The 19,286-nt window shown below is 64.3% G+C and carries 16 protein-coding genes; 6 read left to right on the forward strand and 10 right to left on the reverse strand.

Annotated elements, in window-relative coordinates:
* Positions 1-10: 10 nt before the first annotated feature.
* The 7 genes from wspF to J3A71_RS23565 all read right to left on the reverse strand — a co-directional run bounded on the left by wspF (position 11) and on the right by J3A71_RS23565 (position 8,310).
* Positions 11-1,024 (reverse strand): Wsp signal transduction system protein-glutamate methylesterase WspF, encoded by a 1,014-nt coding sequence (gene wspF, locus J3A71_RS23535; protein WP_095115735.1) that lies wholly within the window; start codon positions 1,022-1,024, stop codon positions 11-13.
* On the reverse strand, positions 1,021-3,321 hold the full coding sequence (locus tag J3A71_RS23540) for a hybrid sensor histidine kinase/response regulator (protein ID WP_209953341.1): 2,301 nt from the start codon (positions 3,319-3,321) through the stop codon (positions 1,021-1,023). The genes wspF and J3A71_RS23540 overlap by 4 nt, the downstream gene beginning before the upstream one ends.
* Positions 3,318-3,983, reverse strand: coding sequence for a chemotaxis protein CheW (locus J3A71_RS23545; RefSeq protein WP_016485166.1), 666 nt, complete (start codon positions 3,981-3,983; stop codon positions 3,318-3,320). Before J3A71_RS23545 ends, J3A71_RS23540 begins: the two co-directional genes overlap by 4 nt.
* On the reverse strand, positions 3,980-5,254 hold the full coding sequence (locus tag J3A71_RS23550) for a CheR family methyltransferase (protein ID WP_070086569.1): 1,275 nt from the start codon (positions 5,252-5,254) through the stop codon (positions 3,980-3,982). Before J3A71_RS23550 ends, J3A71_RS23545 begins: the two co-directional genes overlap by 4 nt.
* Entirely contained in the window at positions 5,251-5,757 is a 507-nt protein-coding gene (locus tag J3A71_RS23555; RefSeq protein ID WP_016485164.1) for a chemotaxis protein CheW, read from the reverse strand. Before J3A71_RS23555 ends, J3A71_RS23550 begins: the two co-directional genes overlap by 4 nt.
* A 5-nt stretch (positions 5,758-5,762) precedes the next feature.
* Entirely contained in the window at positions 5,763-7,385 is a 1,623-nt protein-coding gene (locus tag J3A71_RS23560; RefSeq protein WP_209953342.1) for a methyl-accepting chemotaxis protein, read from the reverse strand.
* A gap of 241 nt (positions 7,386-7,626) precedes the next feature.
* A complete protein-coding gene (locus J3A71_RS23565) occupies positions 7,627-8,310 on the reverse strand; it encodes a tellurite resistance TerB family protein (protein WP_060517554.1) in 684 nt (227 codons plus the stop codon).
* Between the two features lie 216 nt (positions 8,311-8,526).
* On the opposite strand from J3A71_RS23565, the gene ydcS reads away from it, so the two are divergent.
* From ydcS to J3A71_RS23590, 5 genes are all read left to right on the forward strand, one after another.
* Positions 8,527-9,678 carry a putative ABC transporter substrate-binding protein YdcS gene (ydcS, locus tag J3A71_RS23570; RefSeq protein ID WP_023049204.1) on the forward strand — a complete coding sequence of 384 codons (1,152 nt, stop codon included), beginning with the start codon at positions 8,527-8,529 and terminating at the stop codon, positions 9,676-9,678.
* Positions 9,679-9,808: 130 nt separating this feature from the next.
* Positions 9,809-10,840 (forward strand): ABC transporter ATP-binding protein, encoded by a 1,032-nt coding sequence (locus J3A71_RS23575; protein ID WP_096425660.1) that lies wholly within the window; start codon positions 9,809-9,811, stop codon positions 10,838-10,840.
* Position 10,841: 1 nt separating this feature from the next.
* Positions 10,842-11,753, forward strand: coding sequence for an ABC transporter permease (locus J3A71_RS23580; RefSeq protein WP_016485159.1), 912 nt, complete (start codon positions 10,842-10,844; stop codon positions 11,751-11,753).
* Entirely contained in the window at positions 11,743-12,549 is an 807-nt protein-coding gene (locus J3A71_RS23585; protein ID WP_016485158.1) for an ABC transporter permease, read from the forward strand. The genes J3A71_RS23580 and J3A71_RS23585 overlap by 11 nt, the downstream gene beginning before the upstream one ends.
* A 17-nt stretch (positions 12,550-12,566) precedes the next feature.
* Positions 12,567-13,991: a gamma-aminobutyraldehyde dehydrogenase gene (locus tag J3A71_RS23590; RefSeq protein WP_209953343.1), complete on the forward strand. Its 1,425-nt coding sequence runs from the start codon at positions 12,567-12,569 to the stop codon at positions 13,989-13,991.
* 116 nt (positions 13,992-14,107) lie between these two features.
* Here the strand turns inward: J3A71_RS23590 and J3A71_RS23595 are convergent, their stop codons facing one another.
* The 3 genes from J3A71_RS23595 to J3A71_RS23605 all read right to left on the reverse strand — a co-directional run bounded on the left by J3A71_RS23595 (position 14,108) and on the right by J3A71_RS23605 (position 17,949).
* Positions 14,108-15,214 (reverse strand): NADH:flavin oxidoreductase/NADH oxidase, encoded by a 1,107-nt coding sequence (locus tag J3A71_RS23595; RefSeq protein ID WP_209953344.1) that lies wholly within the window; start codon positions 15,212-15,214, stop codon positions 14,108-14,110.
* A gap of 474 nt (positions 15,215-15,688) precedes the next feature.
* A complete protein-coding gene (gene recJ, locus J3A71_RS23600) occupies positions 15,689-17,398 on the reverse strand; it encodes a single-stranded-DNA-specific exonuclease RecJ (RefSeq protein WP_145913296.1) in 1,710 nt (569 codons plus the stop codon).
* 8 nt (positions 17,399-17,406) lie between these two features.
* Entirely contained in the window at positions 17,407-17,949 is a 543-nt protein-coding gene (locus J3A71_RS23605; RefSeq protein ID WP_016485154.1) for a YaeQ family protein, read from the reverse strand.
* Positions 17,950-18,080: 131 nt separating this feature from the next.
* Here J3A71_RS23605 and J3A71_RS23610 point away from each other — a divergent pair, with 131 nt between their 5' ends.
* Entirely contained in the window at positions 18,081-19,280 is a 1,200-nt protein-coding gene (locus tag J3A71_RS23610) for a CaiB/BaiF CoA-transferase family protein (protein ID WP_023047322.1), read from the forward strand.
* The last annotated feature ends 6 nt before the right edge of the window (positions 19,281-19,286 follow it).

A 19,286-nucleotide genomic window follows, 5' to 3' on the forward strand; every position in this document is an offset into this window, starting at 1 on the left:
TTACATTTCGTCATTTTGCGAAAAAGTCCGTCAAGCGCCCGGCGATGCGTTCAAGCGGGCGAATTTCCACCGCGGCATCAATGGCCGCAGCAGCCTTGGGCATGCCGTACACTGCGCTGCTGGCCTGGTCCTGGGCAATGGTCAGAAAGCCCTGCTGACGCATCAGCTTCAGGCCCTGGGCGCCGTCGCGGCCCATACCGGTGAGCAGCACGCCCACCGCATCGCCATTCCAGTAACGTGCCACGCTTTCGAAGAACACATCGATCGATGGCCGATAGATTTCATTGACAGGCTCGGCAGTGTAGGCCAGTTGGCCATTCTGTAGCAGGCGAATGTGGTGGTTGGTGCCTGCCAGCAACACCTGGCCCGGCTGCGGCGGCTCGCCTTCGCGGGCCAGGCGCACCGGCAGGCCTGCTGCGCTGCTGAGCCATTCGGCCATCCCTGCGGCAAACACCTGGTCCACATGCTGGACCAGCACGATGGCCGCCGGAAACGCTGCCGGCAAACCCTTGAGCAGCACTTCGAGGGCCGCCGGGCCACCCGCAGACGAGCCGATCGCCACCAGCCCGCGACGCTGGGAAGCCTCGCGCACGGGCGCGGCAACCGGCTTTGCGGCAGGGCTGCGCTGCTGGCCGACCAACCAGCCGATATTGAGGATCTTGCGCAGCAGCGGTGCCGCCGCTTCGCGGGCATCGCCAGCGCCCAGCGCCGGGGTATCGACCACGTCGAGGGCACCATGTCCCATGGCCTCGAACACCCTGTGCACATTCTGTTTGCGGTCCACCGTGACGATGACGATGGCGCACGGGGTTTCGGCCATGATCCGCCGGGTGGCCTCCACGCCGTCCATTACCGGCATGATCAGGTCCATCAGGATCAGGTCCGGCAATTGCTCGGCGCAGCGCTGCACCGCCTCGGCGCCGTTGCTGGCCACCCACACCACCTGGTGAGCAGGCTCCAGGGCGACCGCCCGGCGCAGCGCCTCGACGGCCATGGGCATGTCATTGACGATGGCGATCTTCATCCCTGAGCACCTCCGATCAGCTCCACCACAGCATCCAGCAACGCATCGTCGTGGAAACTGGCCTTTGCCAAATAGTAGTCGGCGCCTGCATCCAGGCCACGCCGTCGGTCTTCCTCACGGTCTTTATAGGACACCACCATTACCGGCAGCGACTGCAGGCGCTGGTCGCGGCGAACCAGGGTGACCAGCTCGATGCCGTCCATGCGCGGCATGTCGATGTCGGTGATCAGCAGGTCGAAGTCCTCGCCGCGCAGGGCGTTCCAGCCGTCCATGCCATCTACCGCCACCGCCACATCGTAGCCGCGGTTGCCCAGCAGCTTGCGCTGCAGCTCGCGCACGGTCAGCGAGTCGTCGACCACCAGGATGCGTTTACGGACCACGCCGCGGGCACCGCTGCTGCCGCGCTCGACGCGTTCCAGGCTGCCGGTGCTGAGCAGTTTTTCCACCGAGCGCAGCAAGTCTTCGACATCGACGATCAGTACCACCGAGCCATCATCGAGCAAAGCGCCAGAGGAAATGTCCTGCACCTTGCCCAGCCGTGAGTCGAGTGGCATCACCACCAGCACCCGCTCGCCCACCAGCCGCTCCACGGCCACGCCATACAGTTGCTCGCGCTCGCGGATCACCACCACGCGCAGGCTGGCTTCGTCGCTTTGCCCGGCCGGGCGGTTGAGCAACTGGCTGGCTGCCACCAGGCCGATATGCCGGCCTTCATGCCAGAAATGCTGGCGCCCTTCGATCTGTACGATCTGCTCGGCGGTCACCTCCAGCGTGCGTTCGATATGGGCCAGCGGGAAGGCGTAGGCTTCACCGCCCACCTCGACAACCAGGCTACGTACCACCGACAAGGTCAGCGGTACCTGCAGGTGGAAGCGGCAGCCCTGCCCCGCCACCTGGGTCAGCTCTATTGAGCCGCGCAGCTCGCGGATCATGTGCTGCACCGCATCCAGCCCCACACCGCGCCCGGACACCTCGGTGACCGTGTCGCGCAGGCTGAAACCAGGCAGGAACAGGAACGTCAGCAGTTCCGCCTCGCTCATGCGCGCCACAGTGTCGGCGGGCGACAGGGCACGCTCGACGATGCTGCTGCGCAGGCGCTCCAGGTCGATACCGGCGCCATCGTCGATCAGCTCCAGGCTGAGCATGCCGGCCTGGTGCGAAGCCCGCAGGCGGATCACGCCTTCGTCGGGCTTGCCCGCCAGCAGGCGCCGCTGGGGCAATTCGATGCCGTGGTCGACGGCATTGCGCAACAGGTGCGTCAGCGGTGCTTCGAGCTTTTCCAGCACATCGCGATCGACCTGGGTTTTCTCCCCTTCCACCACTAACCGCACCGGCTTGCCCAGCGAACGGCCCAGGTCGCGGACCATGCGGCTCTGCCCGGTCAGCACGTCGGCAAACGGCCGCATGCGGCAAGCCAGGGCCGTGTCATACAGCAACTGCGCACGCTGGCTGGCCTGCCAGCCGAACTCGTCCAGGTCGGCCGCCTGCTGCTGCAGGATCTGCTGGGTTTCCGCCAGCAGACGCTGGGTTTGCGCCAGGGCTTCGAGCACCTCGCTGCTCTGGCCACTGTCCTCGAGTTGCAGGCGCAAGCCGTCGAGCGCCTGCATGCCTTGGCCGTGCATGCGTTTGAGGCGTTGCAGGGTGGCCAGGTAAGGCTTGAGCCGCTGGGTTTCCACCAGCGACTTGCTGGACAGGTCGAGCAGACTATTGAGGCGGTCGGCGGTGACACGCAGTACCCGCTCGGCACCTTCGCCTGCGCGCTTGCCAGCCTTGCGCTGCAGAATCGGCTCGGGCTCTGCCTCTGACTCCGGCGGTTCGGCTGGCAATACCGGGGGGGCAGACGGCAAGCTTGCCAACGGCGGCTCTGGGACCACGGGTGCAGCCAGCGGCGGTGCAGGCATCGCAGCGCCCGGGTCGAGCAGGCTGGCCATCTGCGCAAGAAACACCGGCAAGGTCGCCTGCGCCGCGGCATCGCCTGGCGTGGCGATACGCATCAGCAGGTCGGTCCCCTGCAACAGTGTGTCAATGTGCTCGGCGGTCAGCCGCAGCCGACCTTCCTGCGCCGCCACCAGGCAATCTTCCATGACGTGGGCAACGCTGACACCAGCATCCACCCCGACGATGCGCGCGGCCCCCTTGAGCGAGTGAGCAGCACGCATGCACGCCTCAAGCTGGTCAGCCTGGGTGGGGTTGCGTTCCAGTGCCATCAAGCCAGCACTCAGCACCTGGGTCTGCGCCTCGGCCTCCAGGCTGAACAGTTCGAGCAACGATGCGTCGCGCATTTGCTCTGGGGTCATGACAGGCTCCGCTGCACGGCAGACAGTAGGTGTTGATCGTCCAGCACCCGCACGCTGCGGCCGCGCCACTGCAGGACAGCAGCGGTGAAGCGTGAGGCGTCCTGGCCGCTGCCCAGCAGCAATGGGTCGAGCCGGTGGATACCGTCGATTTCCTCGACGGCCATCACTACAGGCCCACCTGCGGCAGCCAGAATCAGCATGCGGGGCATGGCCCGACCGCTCCGTTGCTCGGCGGTGCCGGCCTGCACACCCAGCAAATCAGCCAGCGACAGGCATGGGACCAACGCACCGCGCACATTGGCAACCCCCTGCAGCAGCCGCGAGCGCTGGTGCGGCAGCGAATGCACAGCCTGTAGCGGGGCGATTTCGGCCAGGCTGGCAGTGGCCAGCGCCAGCCATTCTTCGCCCAGTCGAAATAGCAGCATGGAGCGGCCGGTGTTTTCTTCGACCTGTTGTACCGCTGCTGCCTGGTGATCCGGCATCAGCGCATAGCGGTCGAGCAAACGCGTAGCCGCAGCGGCATACACCTCGCAATTGCGGCAATGAACATGCCGCTCCAGCAGCGGGCACTGCTTGTCGCCGTGCACGCCAATACGGTTCCAGCAGTCGTCGATGTGCGCGTCATCCTCGGCGAGCAGTTGCAACGCGGATTCAGTGTTCATCGTTCAGGCTCCCGACCAGCCCGCACTGCGCGATCCTGCAGGCGCCGGGCGCCGGCCAGATCGCCCTGGGCCGCCAGCAAGGCGGCCAGGTGCACCAGCGCTTCGGGGTGCTGTGGTTCCAGGTACAGGGCCTTGCGATAGTGGGTCAGCGCCTGCTGCGCATCGCCCTCGGTATCACTGAGCAGCCCCAGCCAGTAGTACACCTGGGCGGACGGCGGATACTGCTTCAGGTAGCGCTGGCATTCTTCACGCGCCTGTTCGCTGGCGCCGGCATTGGCCAGCCGGGCAATGCTGGCCAGCAACTCGCTGGCGGCCTCGGGCTTGTGCTCACGGGCTGGCGCAGGACGGGTCACCGCCGGCAGCACCCGCAGCGGGCGCCGCATCGGCACGCCGGGCGGCGGATAACCTGATGCGGGTAAAGTCGCCAGCGTCCGCCTCGCGGGCTGGGCGGGTGTCGCCGGCAACGGGGTGCTGTTACCTTGCTGGCGCACATAGGCAAACGACTGGGCGATCCCTAGCGGACGCATGCCCAGGCGCGCCAACAAGCTGCCTTCGGCCGGGCCGATGAACAGCACACCCTGTGGATGCAACAGGCGCTTGAGCACTTCGAACACACGCTGTTGGGTAGGCACGTCGAAATAGATCAACAGATTGCGGCAGAACACGAAGTCATACAGCCCATCGCGGCTGGCCAACGCCGGGTCAAGCACATTGCCCACCTGCAGGCTGACCTGCTGGCGTACCCGTTCATGCAGGCGGTGGCCTTCGTCCAGCGCATCGAAATAGCGTTCGCGAAAGCCCAGTTCGCTGCCACGGAAAGCATTGCGGCCATACACAGCCTGCCCGGCCTTGGCTACCGAGTTGGGGCTGATGTCCATGCCATCAATGATGAATGCGCCCGGCGCCATGCCGGCGTCGAGCAAGGCCATGGCCAGCGAATAGGGTTCCTCGCCGGTTGAGCAAGGCAGGCTGAGCAATCGCAGTGGCCGCGCGCCCGCCAGTTGGGCCTGGCGTTTGTGGGCCAGGCTGCCCAGTGCCGTGAAGGATTCGGGATATCGGAAAAACCAGGTTTCCGGGACGATCACCGCTTCGATCAGCGCTTGTTGCTCATCCGTCGACTGCTGCAGACGCAGCCAGTAATCTTCCAGGTCCGCCGCGCCCACGGCAACGCAACGCTGGCGCAGTGCGCGTTCGACCATGGGCGCGCCCACCGACTCCACGTCCAGGCCGATACGCTCACGCAGGAAGCGGAAAAAACGCTGCTCGTTCATGTAAGCATCCCTGTCGGGTCTTGCGTGTACAGCAATTGGTGCACGGCGTCGGTCAGCAGGTCATTGACTTCGATGCGCTGCAGCAGGCCCAGAGCATCCTGGCGCACCGGGCCCAGATATGGCGCTTCGCCCGTGTCCACGCCATAGGGCTGGAACTCGTCGGGTTGGCAACGCAGGGTTTCAGTGGCCTGTTCCAGGATCAGGCCAAGCTGCAGGCTGCCACGGTAGTGCACCAGCACCAGGCGCGTACTGGTGCGTTGCGCCGCAGGTTGGCCAAAACTCAGCGCGGCAAGGTCGATCACCGGGACCAGTTGGCCGCGATGGGCGAGGATGCCCGCGACCCAGGCAGGTGCCTGGGCAATCGGCTTGAGCGGCTGGCGCGGCAGCACCTCGATCACCTCGTGCACGCTCAGGGCAAAGCGCTGCTCCCTGAGGCGAAACTGCAGGTACAACTCACCCTTGACGTTGTGCACGGGTGCGGCGCGCGGTTGCAAGTCGTTCATCGCGGTCAGACTTTGAAACGCGACACGCCGCCACGCAGGCCGGCGGCCACCTGGCTCAGTTCATCAATGGCAAAACTGGCCTGGCGCAGCGACTCGACGGTCTGGGTACTGGCATCGCTGAGCTGGGCCAGCGCCTGGTTGATCTGCTCGGCACCGGTGGCCTGGGCCTGCATGCCTTCGTTGACCATCAGCACGCGCGGCGCCAAGGCCTGCACCTGATGAATGATCTGGCTGAGCTGCTCGCCCACCTGCTGCACTTCGAACATGCCACGGCGTACTTCTTCGGAGAACTTGTCCATGCCCATGACCCCGGCCGATACCGCCGACTGGATTTCACGCACCATCTGCTCGATGTCGTAGGTGGCCACGGCGGTCTGGTCGGCAAGGCGGCGCACTTCGGTGGCCACCACAGCAAAGCCACGGCCGTACTCGCCGGCCTTTTCCGCTTCGATGGCGGCGTTCAGCGACAGCAGGTTGGTCTGGTCGGCAACCTTGACGATGGTTACCACCATCTGAGTGATGTTGCTGGCCTTCTCGTTGAGGATACCGAGCTTGGCGTTGACCAGGTCGGCGGCGCCCATCACCTGATGCATGGTCTCTTCCATGCGCGCCAGCCCCTGCTGGCCGGAGCCGGCCAGGCTGGAAGCCTGATCAGCGGCGGAGGTGACTTCGGTCATGGTCCGCACCAGATCACGTGAAGTGGCCGCAATTTCCCGCGAGGTGGCGCCGATTTCGGTGGTAGTAGCTGCCGTTTCGGTGGCAGTGGCCTGCTGTTGCTTGGACGTGGCGGCAATTTCGGTAACCGACGTGGTCACCTGCACCGACGAACGCTGTGCCTGTGCCACCAGGTGGGCCAGTGCCTCGGCCATTTCGTTGAACCCGCTTTCGATGGCGCCGAACTCGTCCTTGCGGTCCAGGCTCAGGCGCATGCTCAGGTCACCCGAGCGCAACCTGTCGAGCGCATGGACAATGCGCTGCATGGGAGCGGTGATGGCACGCATCAGCAACAGGCCACAAATGGCGGCCGCGACGATGGCCAGCAGCAGCGAAACCACCATGCTGCCTTTGGCCGTGCTCACGGCGCTGACAATCTCGCTGGTGGCGGAGGCGGCAGACGCCCGATTGAATTCGATCACTTCATTAAGGTGCTTGCGCCCTTCCACCCAGGCCGGCGTCAGCACCTCCATGATCAGCCGTTCAGCTTCGGCGTAGTTGTGCTGGCGATATGCATCCAGCACCTGATTGACGATCCTGAGGTAGTTCTCTTCCAGTTGCACGAAGCTCTCGAAGCGGGTCTGGTCGTCCTTGTCCTGGATGGTAGCCTGGTAGCTGGCCATGTGCTGCTTGAGCCGGTCTTCGAAGCTTTTGAACAGCTCCATGTCGGCTGAAGTGATCTCACGGTGGTTGGACAGGCCCACCAGTTGCTGGCTGGTGACGTAGCTGTCGACCCAGGCGCTGCGGATCATCGAGCTGTAATAGACCCCGGGAATGCTGTCGGTCCCCACCGCCTGTTCGGCAGTTTCGATGGCCACCAACCGCGAGTAGGCGGCCACGATCATCAGCAGCATGATGGCGATGATCACGGCGAAACTTGCCAGGATCCGTTGGCGCAAGGTCCAGTTTTTCACATTCAGCCCTCAGGAATTCACAACGAGCGGGAAAAATCGCCGAAGTATAGCCCAGAGGCCTTACAGATTTGCGGGTGAAGTGAGGGCTAAACAGGCATACCTGCTGATGGACATGTCACTGGGGCTGCTGTGCAGCCCTTCGCGGCCACGCCCGCTCCCACAGGTATCAGCGAAATGTCGAAGGTTGTGATAACCCTGTGGGAGCTGGCTTGCCGGCGATGGGCTGCGACGCAGCCCCCAGTTATTGGCCCGCAGCAAGCCGTACCTGGCTTTCCAGCTCCTGACGCAAGCCTGGGTCCAGGCGCAGTTGGCGGGCCAGTTCGTCGAGGTAGGCACGTTCCATGTAGTTTTCCTGGTCGACCATCATCACGCTGGCCAGGTACATCTCGGCGGCCATTTCCGGCGTTTGCGCGGCGCGGGCCACTTCGGCCGGGTCCAGCGGCTTGTTCAGCTCGGCGTGCAGCCAGTGCTGCAGCTCGCGGTCGCTGTCCAGGCGGGTGAACTCGCCCTCGATCAGCGCCCGTTCGCGCTCGTCGATATGGCCATCGGACTTGGCCGCCGCCACCAGCGCCCGCAGCACCGCCTGGCTGTGCTGCTCGACCTGTGCAGGCGGCAGGCGGTCGACGGTTTGCGGCTCGGCTGCGGCCCCGCGCTGATTGGCCTGCCAGTTGCCGTAGGCTTTGTAGGCGAGCACTCCCAGCGCGGCCAGGCCACCATAGGTCAGGGCTTTGCCGCCGTATTTTCGGGCTTTCTTGCTGCCCAGCAACAAGCCCAGAGCGCCGCCACCCAACAGGCCGCCACCGGCACCGGACAACAGCCCGCCAAGCCCACCGCCAGCGCTGCTGGACGTGTTGGCGCCCCCCTGTTTTTCGAGCATCTGCTGGCCGGATTTGAGGAGTTGATCAAGCAAGCCCCGAGTGTTCATTCATGTGTCTCCACGCAAGAAGATTCAACCGCCAGAGTAAGGCTTGCCCGAACGCACGCCATCGCGGATTTGCTTCCGGATGTTGCATTGGCTGGCAAAAAGCCAACTAGACTCGATATCGCCAATACCTCGCGCGATCGCACTACGCTTATAACAATTGCTTCACGGCTTGCTTGATGACTGCCCCGAACAAGATCTCCAAAAAGAGGGAACACCATGTCAGTGCACAAGACCGCATTGCTCGGCGCCATGACCGGTGCCGTGCTGGCCAGCGCCAGCCTGCAGGCTGCCGAACCGCCCAAGGCCCTGGGGCCTGGCGAGGGGCGCCTGGATATCGTCGCCTGGCCCGGCTATATCGAGCGCGGTGAAAGCGACAAGGCCTACGACTGGGTGACCGGCTTCGAGAAGGAAACCGGCTGCAAGGTCAGTGTGAAGACCGCCGCCACCTCGGACGAGATGGTCAGCCTGATGACCAAGGGCGGTTATGACCTGGTCACCGCCTCGGGCGATGCCTCGCTGCGGCTGATCGTGGGCAAGCGCGTGCAGCCGATCAACACCGCCCTGATCCCCAACTGGAAGAACATCGACCCGCGCCTGCAGAACGGTGGCTGGTACGTGGTCGACAATCAAGTGTACGGCACGCCATACCAGTGGGGGCCGAACGTGCTGCTTTACAACACCAATACCTTCAAGCAGGCCCCCACCAGCTGGGGTGTGGTGTTCGAGCCGCAGAACCTGCCCGACGGCAAGCCCAACAAGGGCCGCGTGCAGGCCTACGACGGGCCGATCTATATCGCCGACGCGGCGCTGTACCTGAAGTCCACCAAGCCCGAACTGGGCATCAAGGACCCCTACGAGCTGAACGAGGAGCAATACAAGGCCGTGCTGGAACTGCTGCGCCAGCAGCAACCGCTGATCCATCGTTACTGGCATGACGCCACGGTGCAGATGAGTGATGTGAAGAACGAAGGCGTTGTCGCCTCCAGCTCCTGGGGTTACATGGTCAATGGCCTGAAGGGCGAAAACCAGCCGGTGGCCTCGACCATTCCCAAGGAAGGCGCGACCGGCTGGGCCGACACCACCATGCTGCACAGCGAAGCCAAGCACCCCAACTGCGCCTACAAGTGGATGGATTGGTCATTGCAGCCGAAGGTGCAAGGTGATGTGGCGGCCTGGTTCGGCTCGTTGCCGGCGGTGCCGGCGGCATGCACCGGCAGCGAACTGTTGGGGGCCGAAGGTTGCAAGACCAACGGTTTCGACAATTTCGACAAGATTGCCTTCTGGAAGACCCCGCAGGCCCAGGGGGGCAAGTTCGTGCCGTATAGCCGCTGGACCCAGGATTACATTGCGATCATGGGTGGGCGCTGAGGTTGCCTGAATGCCTGTACTAGCCCCTTCGCGGGCAAGCCCGCTCCCACAGGCTGATCACCGCCTGTAGGAGCGGGCTTGCCCGCGAAGGGGCCGGAACAGGAGAAACATCGATGTCCGGAGCCCACGCATGCCCCTAGCCGTCCAGTTCACCCAGGTTTGCCGCACCTTCGGCGAGGTCAAGGCCGTCGACCAGGTCAGCATCGACATCATCGATGGCGAGTTCTTCTCCATGCTCGGCCCTTCAGGTTCGGGCAAGACCACCTGCCTGCGCCTGATCGCCGGCTTCGAGCAACCCACCAGCGGCTCGATCCGCATCCACGGTGTCGAGGCCGCTGGGGTGCCGCCCTACCTGCGCGACGTCAACACCGTGTTCCAGGACTACGCCCTGTTCCCGCACATGAATGTCCTGGACAACATCGCCTACGGCCTGAAGGTAAAAGGCGTGGCCAAGGCCGAACGCCACAATCGCGCCGAAGAAGCATTGGCCATGGTGGCCCTGGCCGGCTATGGCGCGCGCAAGCCAGCGCAGCTGTCTGGCGGCCAGCGCCAGCGCGTGGCCCTGGCCCGCGCCCTGGTCAACCGCCCACGGGTACTGCTGCTGGATGAGCCGCTGGGCGCACTGGACCTTAAGTTGCGCGAACAGATGCAGGGCGAGCTGAAAAAGCTGCAACGCCAGCTGGGCATCACCTTCATCTTCGTCACCCACGACCAGACCGAGGCCCTGTCGATGTCCGACCGGGTCGCGGTGTTCAACCGCGGCCGTATCGAACAGGTCGACACACCGCGCAACCTGTACATGAAGCCCGCCACCCCCTTCGTCGCAGAATTCGTCGGCACGTCCAACGTAGTGCGTGGCGAGCTGGCCATGCAGCTCAACGGCAGCCCGGCGCCCTTCTCCATCCGCCCCGAGCACATCCGCCTGGGCGACCTTGTGGTGACCAGCCACGAAGTGCAGGTAAGCGGCCTGTTGCGCGATATCCAGTACCAGGGCAGCGCCACCCGCTACGAGCTGCAACTGGACAGTGGCCAGCTGTTGGCGGTAAGCCAGGCCAACGACCGCTGGCAAGCACAAGCCCACCCCTGGCAGCCCGGGCAACGGGTGCGGGCACACTGGCCCCGCGAGGCCATGACGGTGCTGCAGGAAAACGAGGCCCACTGAAATGAGCACACTGCGCAGCCTGGCCAACCTGCTGTACCGGCGCCCAAACCTTTACCTGGCACTGCTGCTCATACCCCCGCTGACCTGGTTCGGCGCAATCTACCTGGGCTCGTTGCTGAACTTGCTGTGGCAAGGCTTCTATACCTTCGACGACTTCACCATGGCGGTGACCCCGGACCTGACCCTGGGCAACTTCGCCGCGCTGTTCAACCCGTCGAACTTCGACATCATTCTGCGCACCCTGGGCATGGCGGTGGCAGTGTCGCTGGCCAGCGCGGTACTGGCCTTCCCCATCGCCTATTACATGGCGCGCTATACCAGCGGCAAGACCAAGGCATTTTTCTACATCGCGGTGATGATGCCGATGTGGGCCAGCTACATCGTCAAGACCTACGCCTGGACCCTGCTGCTGGCCAAGGGCGGCGTGGCCCAGTGGTTTGTCCAGCAGTTGCACCTGGATGGCCTGCTGCAAGCGCTGCTGGCCGTGCCCGGTGTGGGCGGCAGCACGCTGTCGACCTCCCACCTGGGGCGCTTCATGGTATTCGTGTACATCTGGCTGCCGTTCATGATCCTGCCGATCCAGGCCGCGCTGGAGCGCCTGCCGCCTTCGCTGCTGCAAGCCTCGGCAGACCTTGGCGCACGGCCTGGGCAAACCTTTTTGCAAGTGATCCTGCCGCTGTCGATCCCGGGCATCGCCGCCGGCTCGATCTTCACCTTCTCGCTAACCCTGGGTGACTTCATCGTGCCGCAGCTGGTCGGCCCGCCCGGCTACTTCATCGGCAGCATGGTCTATGCCCAGCAAGGGGCGATCGGCAACATGCCGATGGCCGCCGCGTTCACCCTGGTGCCCATCGTGCTGATTGCGGTGTACCTGTCCATCGTCAAGCGCCTGGGGGCCTTCGATGCACTCTGAAAAAGCGTCTACAGGGCTGCGCCTGGCGGCCTGGGGCGGGCTGCTGTTCCTGCATTTCCCGATCCTGATCATCTTCCTGTACGCCTTCAACACCGAAGACGCGGCATTCAGCTTCCCGCCCAAGGGCTTCACCCTGAAATGGATTGGTGTGGCCTTCGCCCGGCCCGATGTGCTGGAGGCGATCAAGCTGTCGCTGCAGGTGGCCTGCCTGGCCACGCTGATTGCCCTGGTGCTCGGCACACTGGCGTCAGTCGCACTGTATCGGCGCAACTTCTTCGGCAAAGAGAGCATTTCGCTGATGCTGATCCTGCCCATTGCCTTGCCCGGCATCATCACCGGCATCGCCCTGCTCTCGGCGTTCAAGACCTTGGGGATAGAGCCCGGGGTGTTCACCATCGTGGTCGGCCACGCCACGTTCTGCGTGGTGATTGTCTACAACAACGTGATCGCCCGCCTGCGGCGCACCTCGCAAAACCTGATCGAAGCGTCGATGGACCTGGGCGCCGATGGCTGGCAGACCTTCCGCTACATCATCCTGCCCAACCTCGGCTCGGCGCTGCTGGCCGGCGGCATGCTGGCTTTTGCCCTGTCGTTCGATGAAATCATCGTCACCACCTTCACCGCCGGCCACGAACGCACCCTGCCGATCTGGCTGCTCAACCAGCTGAGCCGACCGCGCGACGTGCCGGTGACCAACGTGGTCGCCATGCTGGTGATGCTGGTGACCATGCTGCCAATCCTTGGCGCCTATTACCTGACCCGCGGCGGCGAGAGCGTCGCGGGCAGTGGCAAATGACACTGGAGGAGCCCCCGATGCAAACGCAGATGCTGATCAATGGCCAGCTGGTCGCAGGTCAAGGCCCGGCCTGGACCGTGCTCAACCCGGCGCTGGGTACGGCCCTGGCGCAAATCAACGAAGCCACCGAGGCCCAGGTGGACAGCGCCGTGCGCGCCGCCGACCAAGCCTTCGACAGCTGGTCGCAAACCAGCCCCAAGGACCGCTCGCAAACCTTGCTGGCGCTGGCGGACGCCATCGAAGCCCATGGCGATGAACTGGCCCGGCTGGAATCGCAGAACTGCGGCAAGCCCCTCAGCGCGGCGCTGAACGACGAAATCCCGGCGATTGCCGATGTGTTCCGCTACTTTGCCGGTGCGGCGCGCTGCCTGGGCGGCTCGGCGGCCGGCGAATATCTGCCGGGCCACACCTCGATGATCCGTCGCGACCCGTTGGGTGTGGTGGCCTCCATCGCACCCTGGAACTACCCGTTGATGATGCTGGCCTGGAAGATCGCGCCGGCCTTGGCAGCCGGCAACACGGTGGTGATCAAACCCTCCGAACTGACCCCGCTGACCGCCTTGCGACTGGGTGAACTGGCCCAGGACCTGCTGCCGCCGGGCGTGCTGAACATTCTCTTTGGCCGCGGCCAGACCGTCGGCAACCCGCTGGTCAGCCATCCCAAGGTGCGCATGGTGTCGCTGACAGGCTCCATCCCCACGGGCGCGCACATCATCAGCGCCACCGCCGACAGCGTGAAACGCATGCACATGGAGCTGGGTGGCAAGGCGCCTGTGCTGGTGTTTGATGATGCTGACATCGACGCCGCCATCGACGGCATCCGCACGTTCGGCTTCTACAACGCCGGCCAGGACTGCACCGCAGCCTGTCGCCTTTATGTGCAGGACGGTATCTACGAGCGCTTCGTCGAGGGCCTGGGTGCAGCAGTAGCGAGCCTGAAACCTGGCCTGCAGGAGGCCGAGGGCACCGAACTGGGGCCGCTGATCAGTGCCCAGCACCGCGACAAGGTCGCCGGGCTGGTGCAGCGGGCCATCGCCCAACCGCACATTCGCCTGGTGACGGGTGGCAAGGCGATTGAGGGCAATGGTTTCTACTTCGAGCCGACCGTGCTGGCCGACGCCCTGCAGGACGACGAGATCGTGCGCAACGAAGTATTCGGCCCAGTGGTCTCGGTCACGCGCTTTAAAGACGAAGCGCAGGCGCTGGAATGGGCCAACGACTCCAACTACGGCCTTGCCTCATCGGTGTGGACCCGCGACACCGGCCGCGCCCACCGCCTGGCGGCGCGCTTGCAGTACGGCTGCACCTGGGTGAATACCCACTTCATGCTGGTCAGCGAAATGCCCCATGGCGGGCAGAAGCATTCAGGGTATGGGAAGGATATGTCGATGTATGGGCTGGAGGACTACACCTGCGTGCGGCATGTGATGATCAAGCATTGAGGAAAGCGTTGGAGTCTGTCGTTAGAGTTGTGGCGCCTACGAGATCGAGCGCCGCGCGGGCGGCGCTCGATTTCTGCCCTGCACAAAATTTCGCAAATCACCCGCAGGCCGGTACGCTAGTCGCGCAAATCGGACTCGTGAATCGGGTTGGCGCGGCTGGTCGCGCGCTGGTACTGCGCAGGCCAGGTGGCCTTGTTGCCGCCCAGGTCGTCGTCGGCGTGCAGTGGCCAGTACGGGTCGCGCAGCAGTTCGCGGGCGAGGAAGATGAGGTCGGCCTGGCCAGTGCGCAGAATGTGTTCGGCCTGGGCCGGTTCGGTGATCATGCCCACGGTGCCGGTGGCAATTTCCGATTCCTTGCGCACACGTTCGGCGAAGCGGGTCTGGTAGCCGGGGCCGGTGGGGATCTCGGCGTTTACCGAGGTGCCCCCAGAGGACACATCGATAAGGTCCACACCCAACCCTCGCAAGCGACGAGCCAGTTCGACGGTTTCATCCGGATTCCAGCCATCCTCGACCCAATCGGTTGCCGAAACCCGCACCAATAGCGGCAATTCGGCAGGCCACACCGTGCGCACGGCCTCGACCACCTGCAGGGTCAGGCGGATACGGTTTTCAAAGCAACTGCCGTACTCGTCGCGGCGCTGGTTGCTCAACGGTGACAGGAACTGATGCAGCAGGTAACCATGGGCGGCGTGTATTTCGACCACCTTGAAACCGGCCTTCAAGGCGCGCTCAGTCGAGGCGACAAAGGCCGCGATTACGCCCTGGATCTCGTCCTGGGTCAGCTCGTGTGGCGGTGTGTGTTGCGGGTCGAAGGCGATCCTCGATGGGCCTACTGGCTGCCAGCCTCCCTCTTCGACTTTCACACTGCCCTGTTTGCCCAGCCATGGGCGGTAGGTACTGGCCTTGCGCCCGGCGTGCGCCAATTGTATGCCCGGCACGGCCCCCTGAGCGGTAATGAAACGGGTGATGCGTTGCAGCGGTGCAATCTGGGCATCGTCCCACAGGCCGAGGTCTTCGGCGGTGATGCGGCCATCGGCAGTAACCGCCACGGCTTCCGTGATCACCAAACCCGCGCCACCCACCGCACGGCTGCCTAAATGGACAAGGTGCCAGTCGTTGGCCAGGCCATCGATGGCGGAATACTGGCACATCGGCGATACGGCGATGCGGTTGGGCAGGGTCAGCTGACGCAGGGTGTAAGGCTCGAGCAGCAGGCTCATGAGGGCACCTCCCAAGAACTCCAATGGTGATCCGGCCCGGGCACTCAATTGCACGTCCCTGGCCCAGGTCCGGTCATAACTTCAGACTAGACCAGAATGGGTGGGGGGGAGGTTCCATGGGATTTTGGGTGGGGTGCGGGTGGGGTGCGGGTGTCAGGCTCGAAAGTGATGTCGCCGGTGAGATCGAGCGCCGCCCGCGCGGCGCATCGCGACGCAAGGCCGCTCCCACATTTGTTGCAACGTGGCCATGTCTGTGAGGCCATGGTTGTCAGCCTTGGCGCATGACGGAAGGCTGGTGGAGCGATAACAGCGTCAGCGCACAGGCATCGTCAGACCAACAAGGCGCGCAACCATGGCCTTGCAGGTTTGGCACGTTGCAACAAATGTGGGAGCGGCCTTGCGTCGCGATGCGCCGCGCGGGCGGCGCTCGATTTCCGCCACACCAAACAACTCAAGGCAAGCCCAGCGACCCCGTCAGCGCGGCTCCATGTGGGCAATCATCAACTGCACACTTTCGTTGCCACGAAACTCGTTCACATCCAGCTTGTACGCCAGTTCGACCCAGCGCACGGTCGGGTTCGGCCACACTTCGCGGTCGACGCCGAAGGCAATGCCATCCAGTCGCACCGAGCCACATTCGCTCTTGAGCACCACCTTCAGGTGCCGCTCGCCCACCACCCGCTGCTCCACCAACTGGAACACGCCGTGGAACAGCGGCTCGGGGAAATGCTGGCCCCAGGGCCCGGCGTGGCGCAGGGCCTTGGCCAGGTCGAGGTGGAATTCCTCCACGGCCAGGTTGCCGTCGGACAACAGCCGGCCGGTCAGGTCTTCTTCGCGCAGCTGGCGACGCACTTCTTCGTCAAACGCCTCGGCAAAGGCCGGGAAATTACCCTCAGGCAACGATAAGCCCGCAGCCATGGCGTGGCCGCCGAACTTGCTGATCAGTTGTGGGTGGCGCGCCGCCACGGCATCCAGTGCATCGCGGATGTGGAAGCCTGGTACCGACCGCGCCGACCCTTTGAGCATGCCTTCACCGGCATCGGCGAAGGCGATGGTAGGCCGGTGGTAACGCTCTTTCAGCCGCGAAGCCAGAATACCGATCACGCCCTGGTGCCAGTCGGCATCGAACAGGCACAACCCATACGGCATGGACTCCACCGGCAGGTCCTTGAGCTGGGCCAGGGCCTCGCGTTGCATGCCCTGCTCGATGGACTTGCGGTCCTGGTTCAACTCGTCAAGCTGCTGGGCCATGTCCTGGGCCAGCGCCGCGTCTTCGCACAGCAGGCACTCGATGCCCAGGCTCATGTCGTCCAGGCGACCGGCGGCGTTCAGCCGCGGGCCGAGGATGAAGCCAAGGTCAGTCGAGGTGATACGCCGGTGATCGCGGCGGGCCACTTCGAGAATTGCTTTAAGCCCTGGGCGGGCGCGACCGGCGCGGATGCGCTCAAGGCCCTGATGCACCAGGATGCGGTTGTTGGCATCCAGCGGTACCACGTCGGCAACGCTGCCCAACGCGACCAGGTCGAGCAGCTCGCCGATGTTCGGCTGTGCTTGCGTCTCATAGCGCCCCAGGCTGCGCAGGCGCGCGCGCAGGGCCATCAGCACATAGAAGATCACCCCTACCCCGGCCAGCGCCTTGCTCGGGAACGTACAGCCAGGCTGGTTGGGGTTGATGATAGCGTCGGCATCGGGCAGTTGCTGGCCTGGCAGGTGGTGGTCAGTGACCAGCACCTTGAGCCCGGCGGCCTTGGCTGCCGCCACACCCTCGACGCTGGAAATACCATTGTCCACGGTGATCAGCAGTTGCGGCTGACGCTGCAGCGCCACCTCGACGATTTCCGGGGTCAGGCCATAGCCGTATTCGAAGCGGTTGGGCACCAGGTAATCGACGTGGGCCGCACCCAGCAGCCGCAGGCCCAGCACCCCGACGGTGCTGGCCGTGGCGCCATCGGCATCGAAATCGCCAACGATAAGAATGCGCTGGCGCTGGTCCAGCGCCTCGACCAGCAGGTCGACACCGGCCTCGATGCCCTTGAGTTGCTGGTACGGCAGCAGGCGCGCCAGGCTTTTGTCGAGCTCGGCCTCGCACTGTACGCCGCGCGCGGCGTACAGACGGGTCAGCAAGGGTGGCAAGTTACCCAGAAATGGCAGTGTCGGCGGCAGGGGGCGAGGTTCGATACGCATAGGTCGCTTCAGCCACGCTCACCGAGCAGCCACTGCAGTTGCACCTCGTGCTGGCCACGGTCATCGGTCACGAACACCGTACCTTCACTGATCATCACGTCCCACTTGATGCTGCGCGGCATATCGGTAGCCAGCGTCTCCAGCACCTCCTGAGGCACGGCAGCGATGTTCAGGTTTTTCAGGTTCTTCACGGCACCTACCACCTTGCCTTCCCACACACGCAGGCTGCCATAGGCCAGCAGGCTGGTGCGTTCGGTACGGCGCGAGCACCAGGTCAGGCGGTCGGCGTCTGGCTGGCCAACTTCGATCCAGTGCAACACGCGATCATCCAGGCTCTTTTCCCACAGCGCCGGCTCATCGACATCCGAAAGACCGCGGCCAAACGACAAGTTCTCGTTGTACCAGAGCGCGTACGCCAACAGACGAACCGCCATACGCTCTTCCGTTTCCGAAGGATGGCGGGCAATGGTCTGCTTGACGCTTTCGTAGACATTGCGATCAAGGTCGGTCAGATTCAATTCGAACTTGTAGGTGGTGGACGGCTGGGCCATGGTCGACGGGCTTCGTGCAAAAGAAAAGTGGCACAGTCTAACCCATCCGCTCCCTCCATGCGCCGCAGCAGTACCCGGCGAAACCGACGTGTGATAAAACCACGGCTCTGCCCAGCTGCCACGGATACCCCATGTCGACGCCCAGCAAACCCCTCGCCGGCCTCAAAGTTGTCGAACTTGGCACCCTGATTGCCGGGCCGTTTGCCTCGCGCATCTGTGCCGAATTCGGCGCCGAGGTGATCAAGGTCGAATCCCCCGACGGCGGCGACCCGTTGCGCAAGTGGCGCAAGCTGTACGAGGGCACTTCGCTGTGGTGGTTCGTGCAGGCGCGCAACAAGCAATCGCTCACCCTCAACCTCAAGCACCCCGAGGGCCGCGAGATTCTGAAGCGCCTGCTGGCCGACGCCGACATCCTGATCGAGAACTTCCGCCCGGGCGTGCTGGAAAAGCTCGGCCTGGGCTGGGATGTGCTGCATGCGCTGAACCCGGGCCTGGTGATGGTGCGCCTTTCGGGCTTTGGCCAGACCGGGCCGATGAAAGACCAGCCGGGCTTTGGCGCCGTGGGCGAGTCGATGGGCGGTTTGCGCTACATCACCGGCTTCGACGACCGCCCGCCGGTGCGCACGGGCATTTCCATCGGTGACTCGATTGCCGCCTTGTGGGGGGTAATCGGCGCGCTGATGGCGCTGCGCCACCGTGAAGTCAATGGCGGCCAGGGCCAGGTGGTGGACGTGGCGCTGTACGAGGCGATTTTCGCCATGATGGAAAGCATGGTCCCGGAATTCGATGTGTTCGGCTTTATCCGCGAGCGCACCGGCAACATCATGCCGGGTATCACGCCCTCCTCGATCCATACCAGCGCCGACGGCAAGCACGTGCAGATCGGCGCCAACGGCGATGCAATCTTCAAGCGCTTCATGCAGGCCATCGGCCGTGCCGACCTGGCAGAAGACCCGACCTTGGCCAGCAACGATGGCCGTGACCTGCGCCGAGACGAACTGTACGGGGTGATCGACCGCTGGGCCAACAGCCTGCCCCTGGAGCAATTGATGCAGGTACTGACCACGGCCGAAGTGCCCGCCAGCCGTATCTATTCGGCCGAGGACATGTTCAAGGACCCGCAGTACCTGGCGCGGGAGATGTTCTTGCAAGCCAAGCTGCCGGACGGCAAGCCGTTCCGCATGCCGGGCATCGTGCCCAAGCTGTCGGATACGCCTGGTTCCACCGAGTGGGTCGGCCCGGCGCTGGGCGAACATACCGAAGCACTGCTTACCCGCCTGGGCTATGACGCGGCGGCCATTGCCGGCCTGCGCGAAGCCGGCGCGGTCTGACGCCTG

The sequence above is a fragment of the Pseudomonas sp. PvP089 genome (genome assembly GCF_017875165.1).
Classification (GTDB): domain Bacteria; phylum Pseudomonadota; class Gammaproteobacteria; order Pseudomonadales; family Pseudomonadaceae; genus Aquipseudomonas; species Aquipseudomonas fortuita.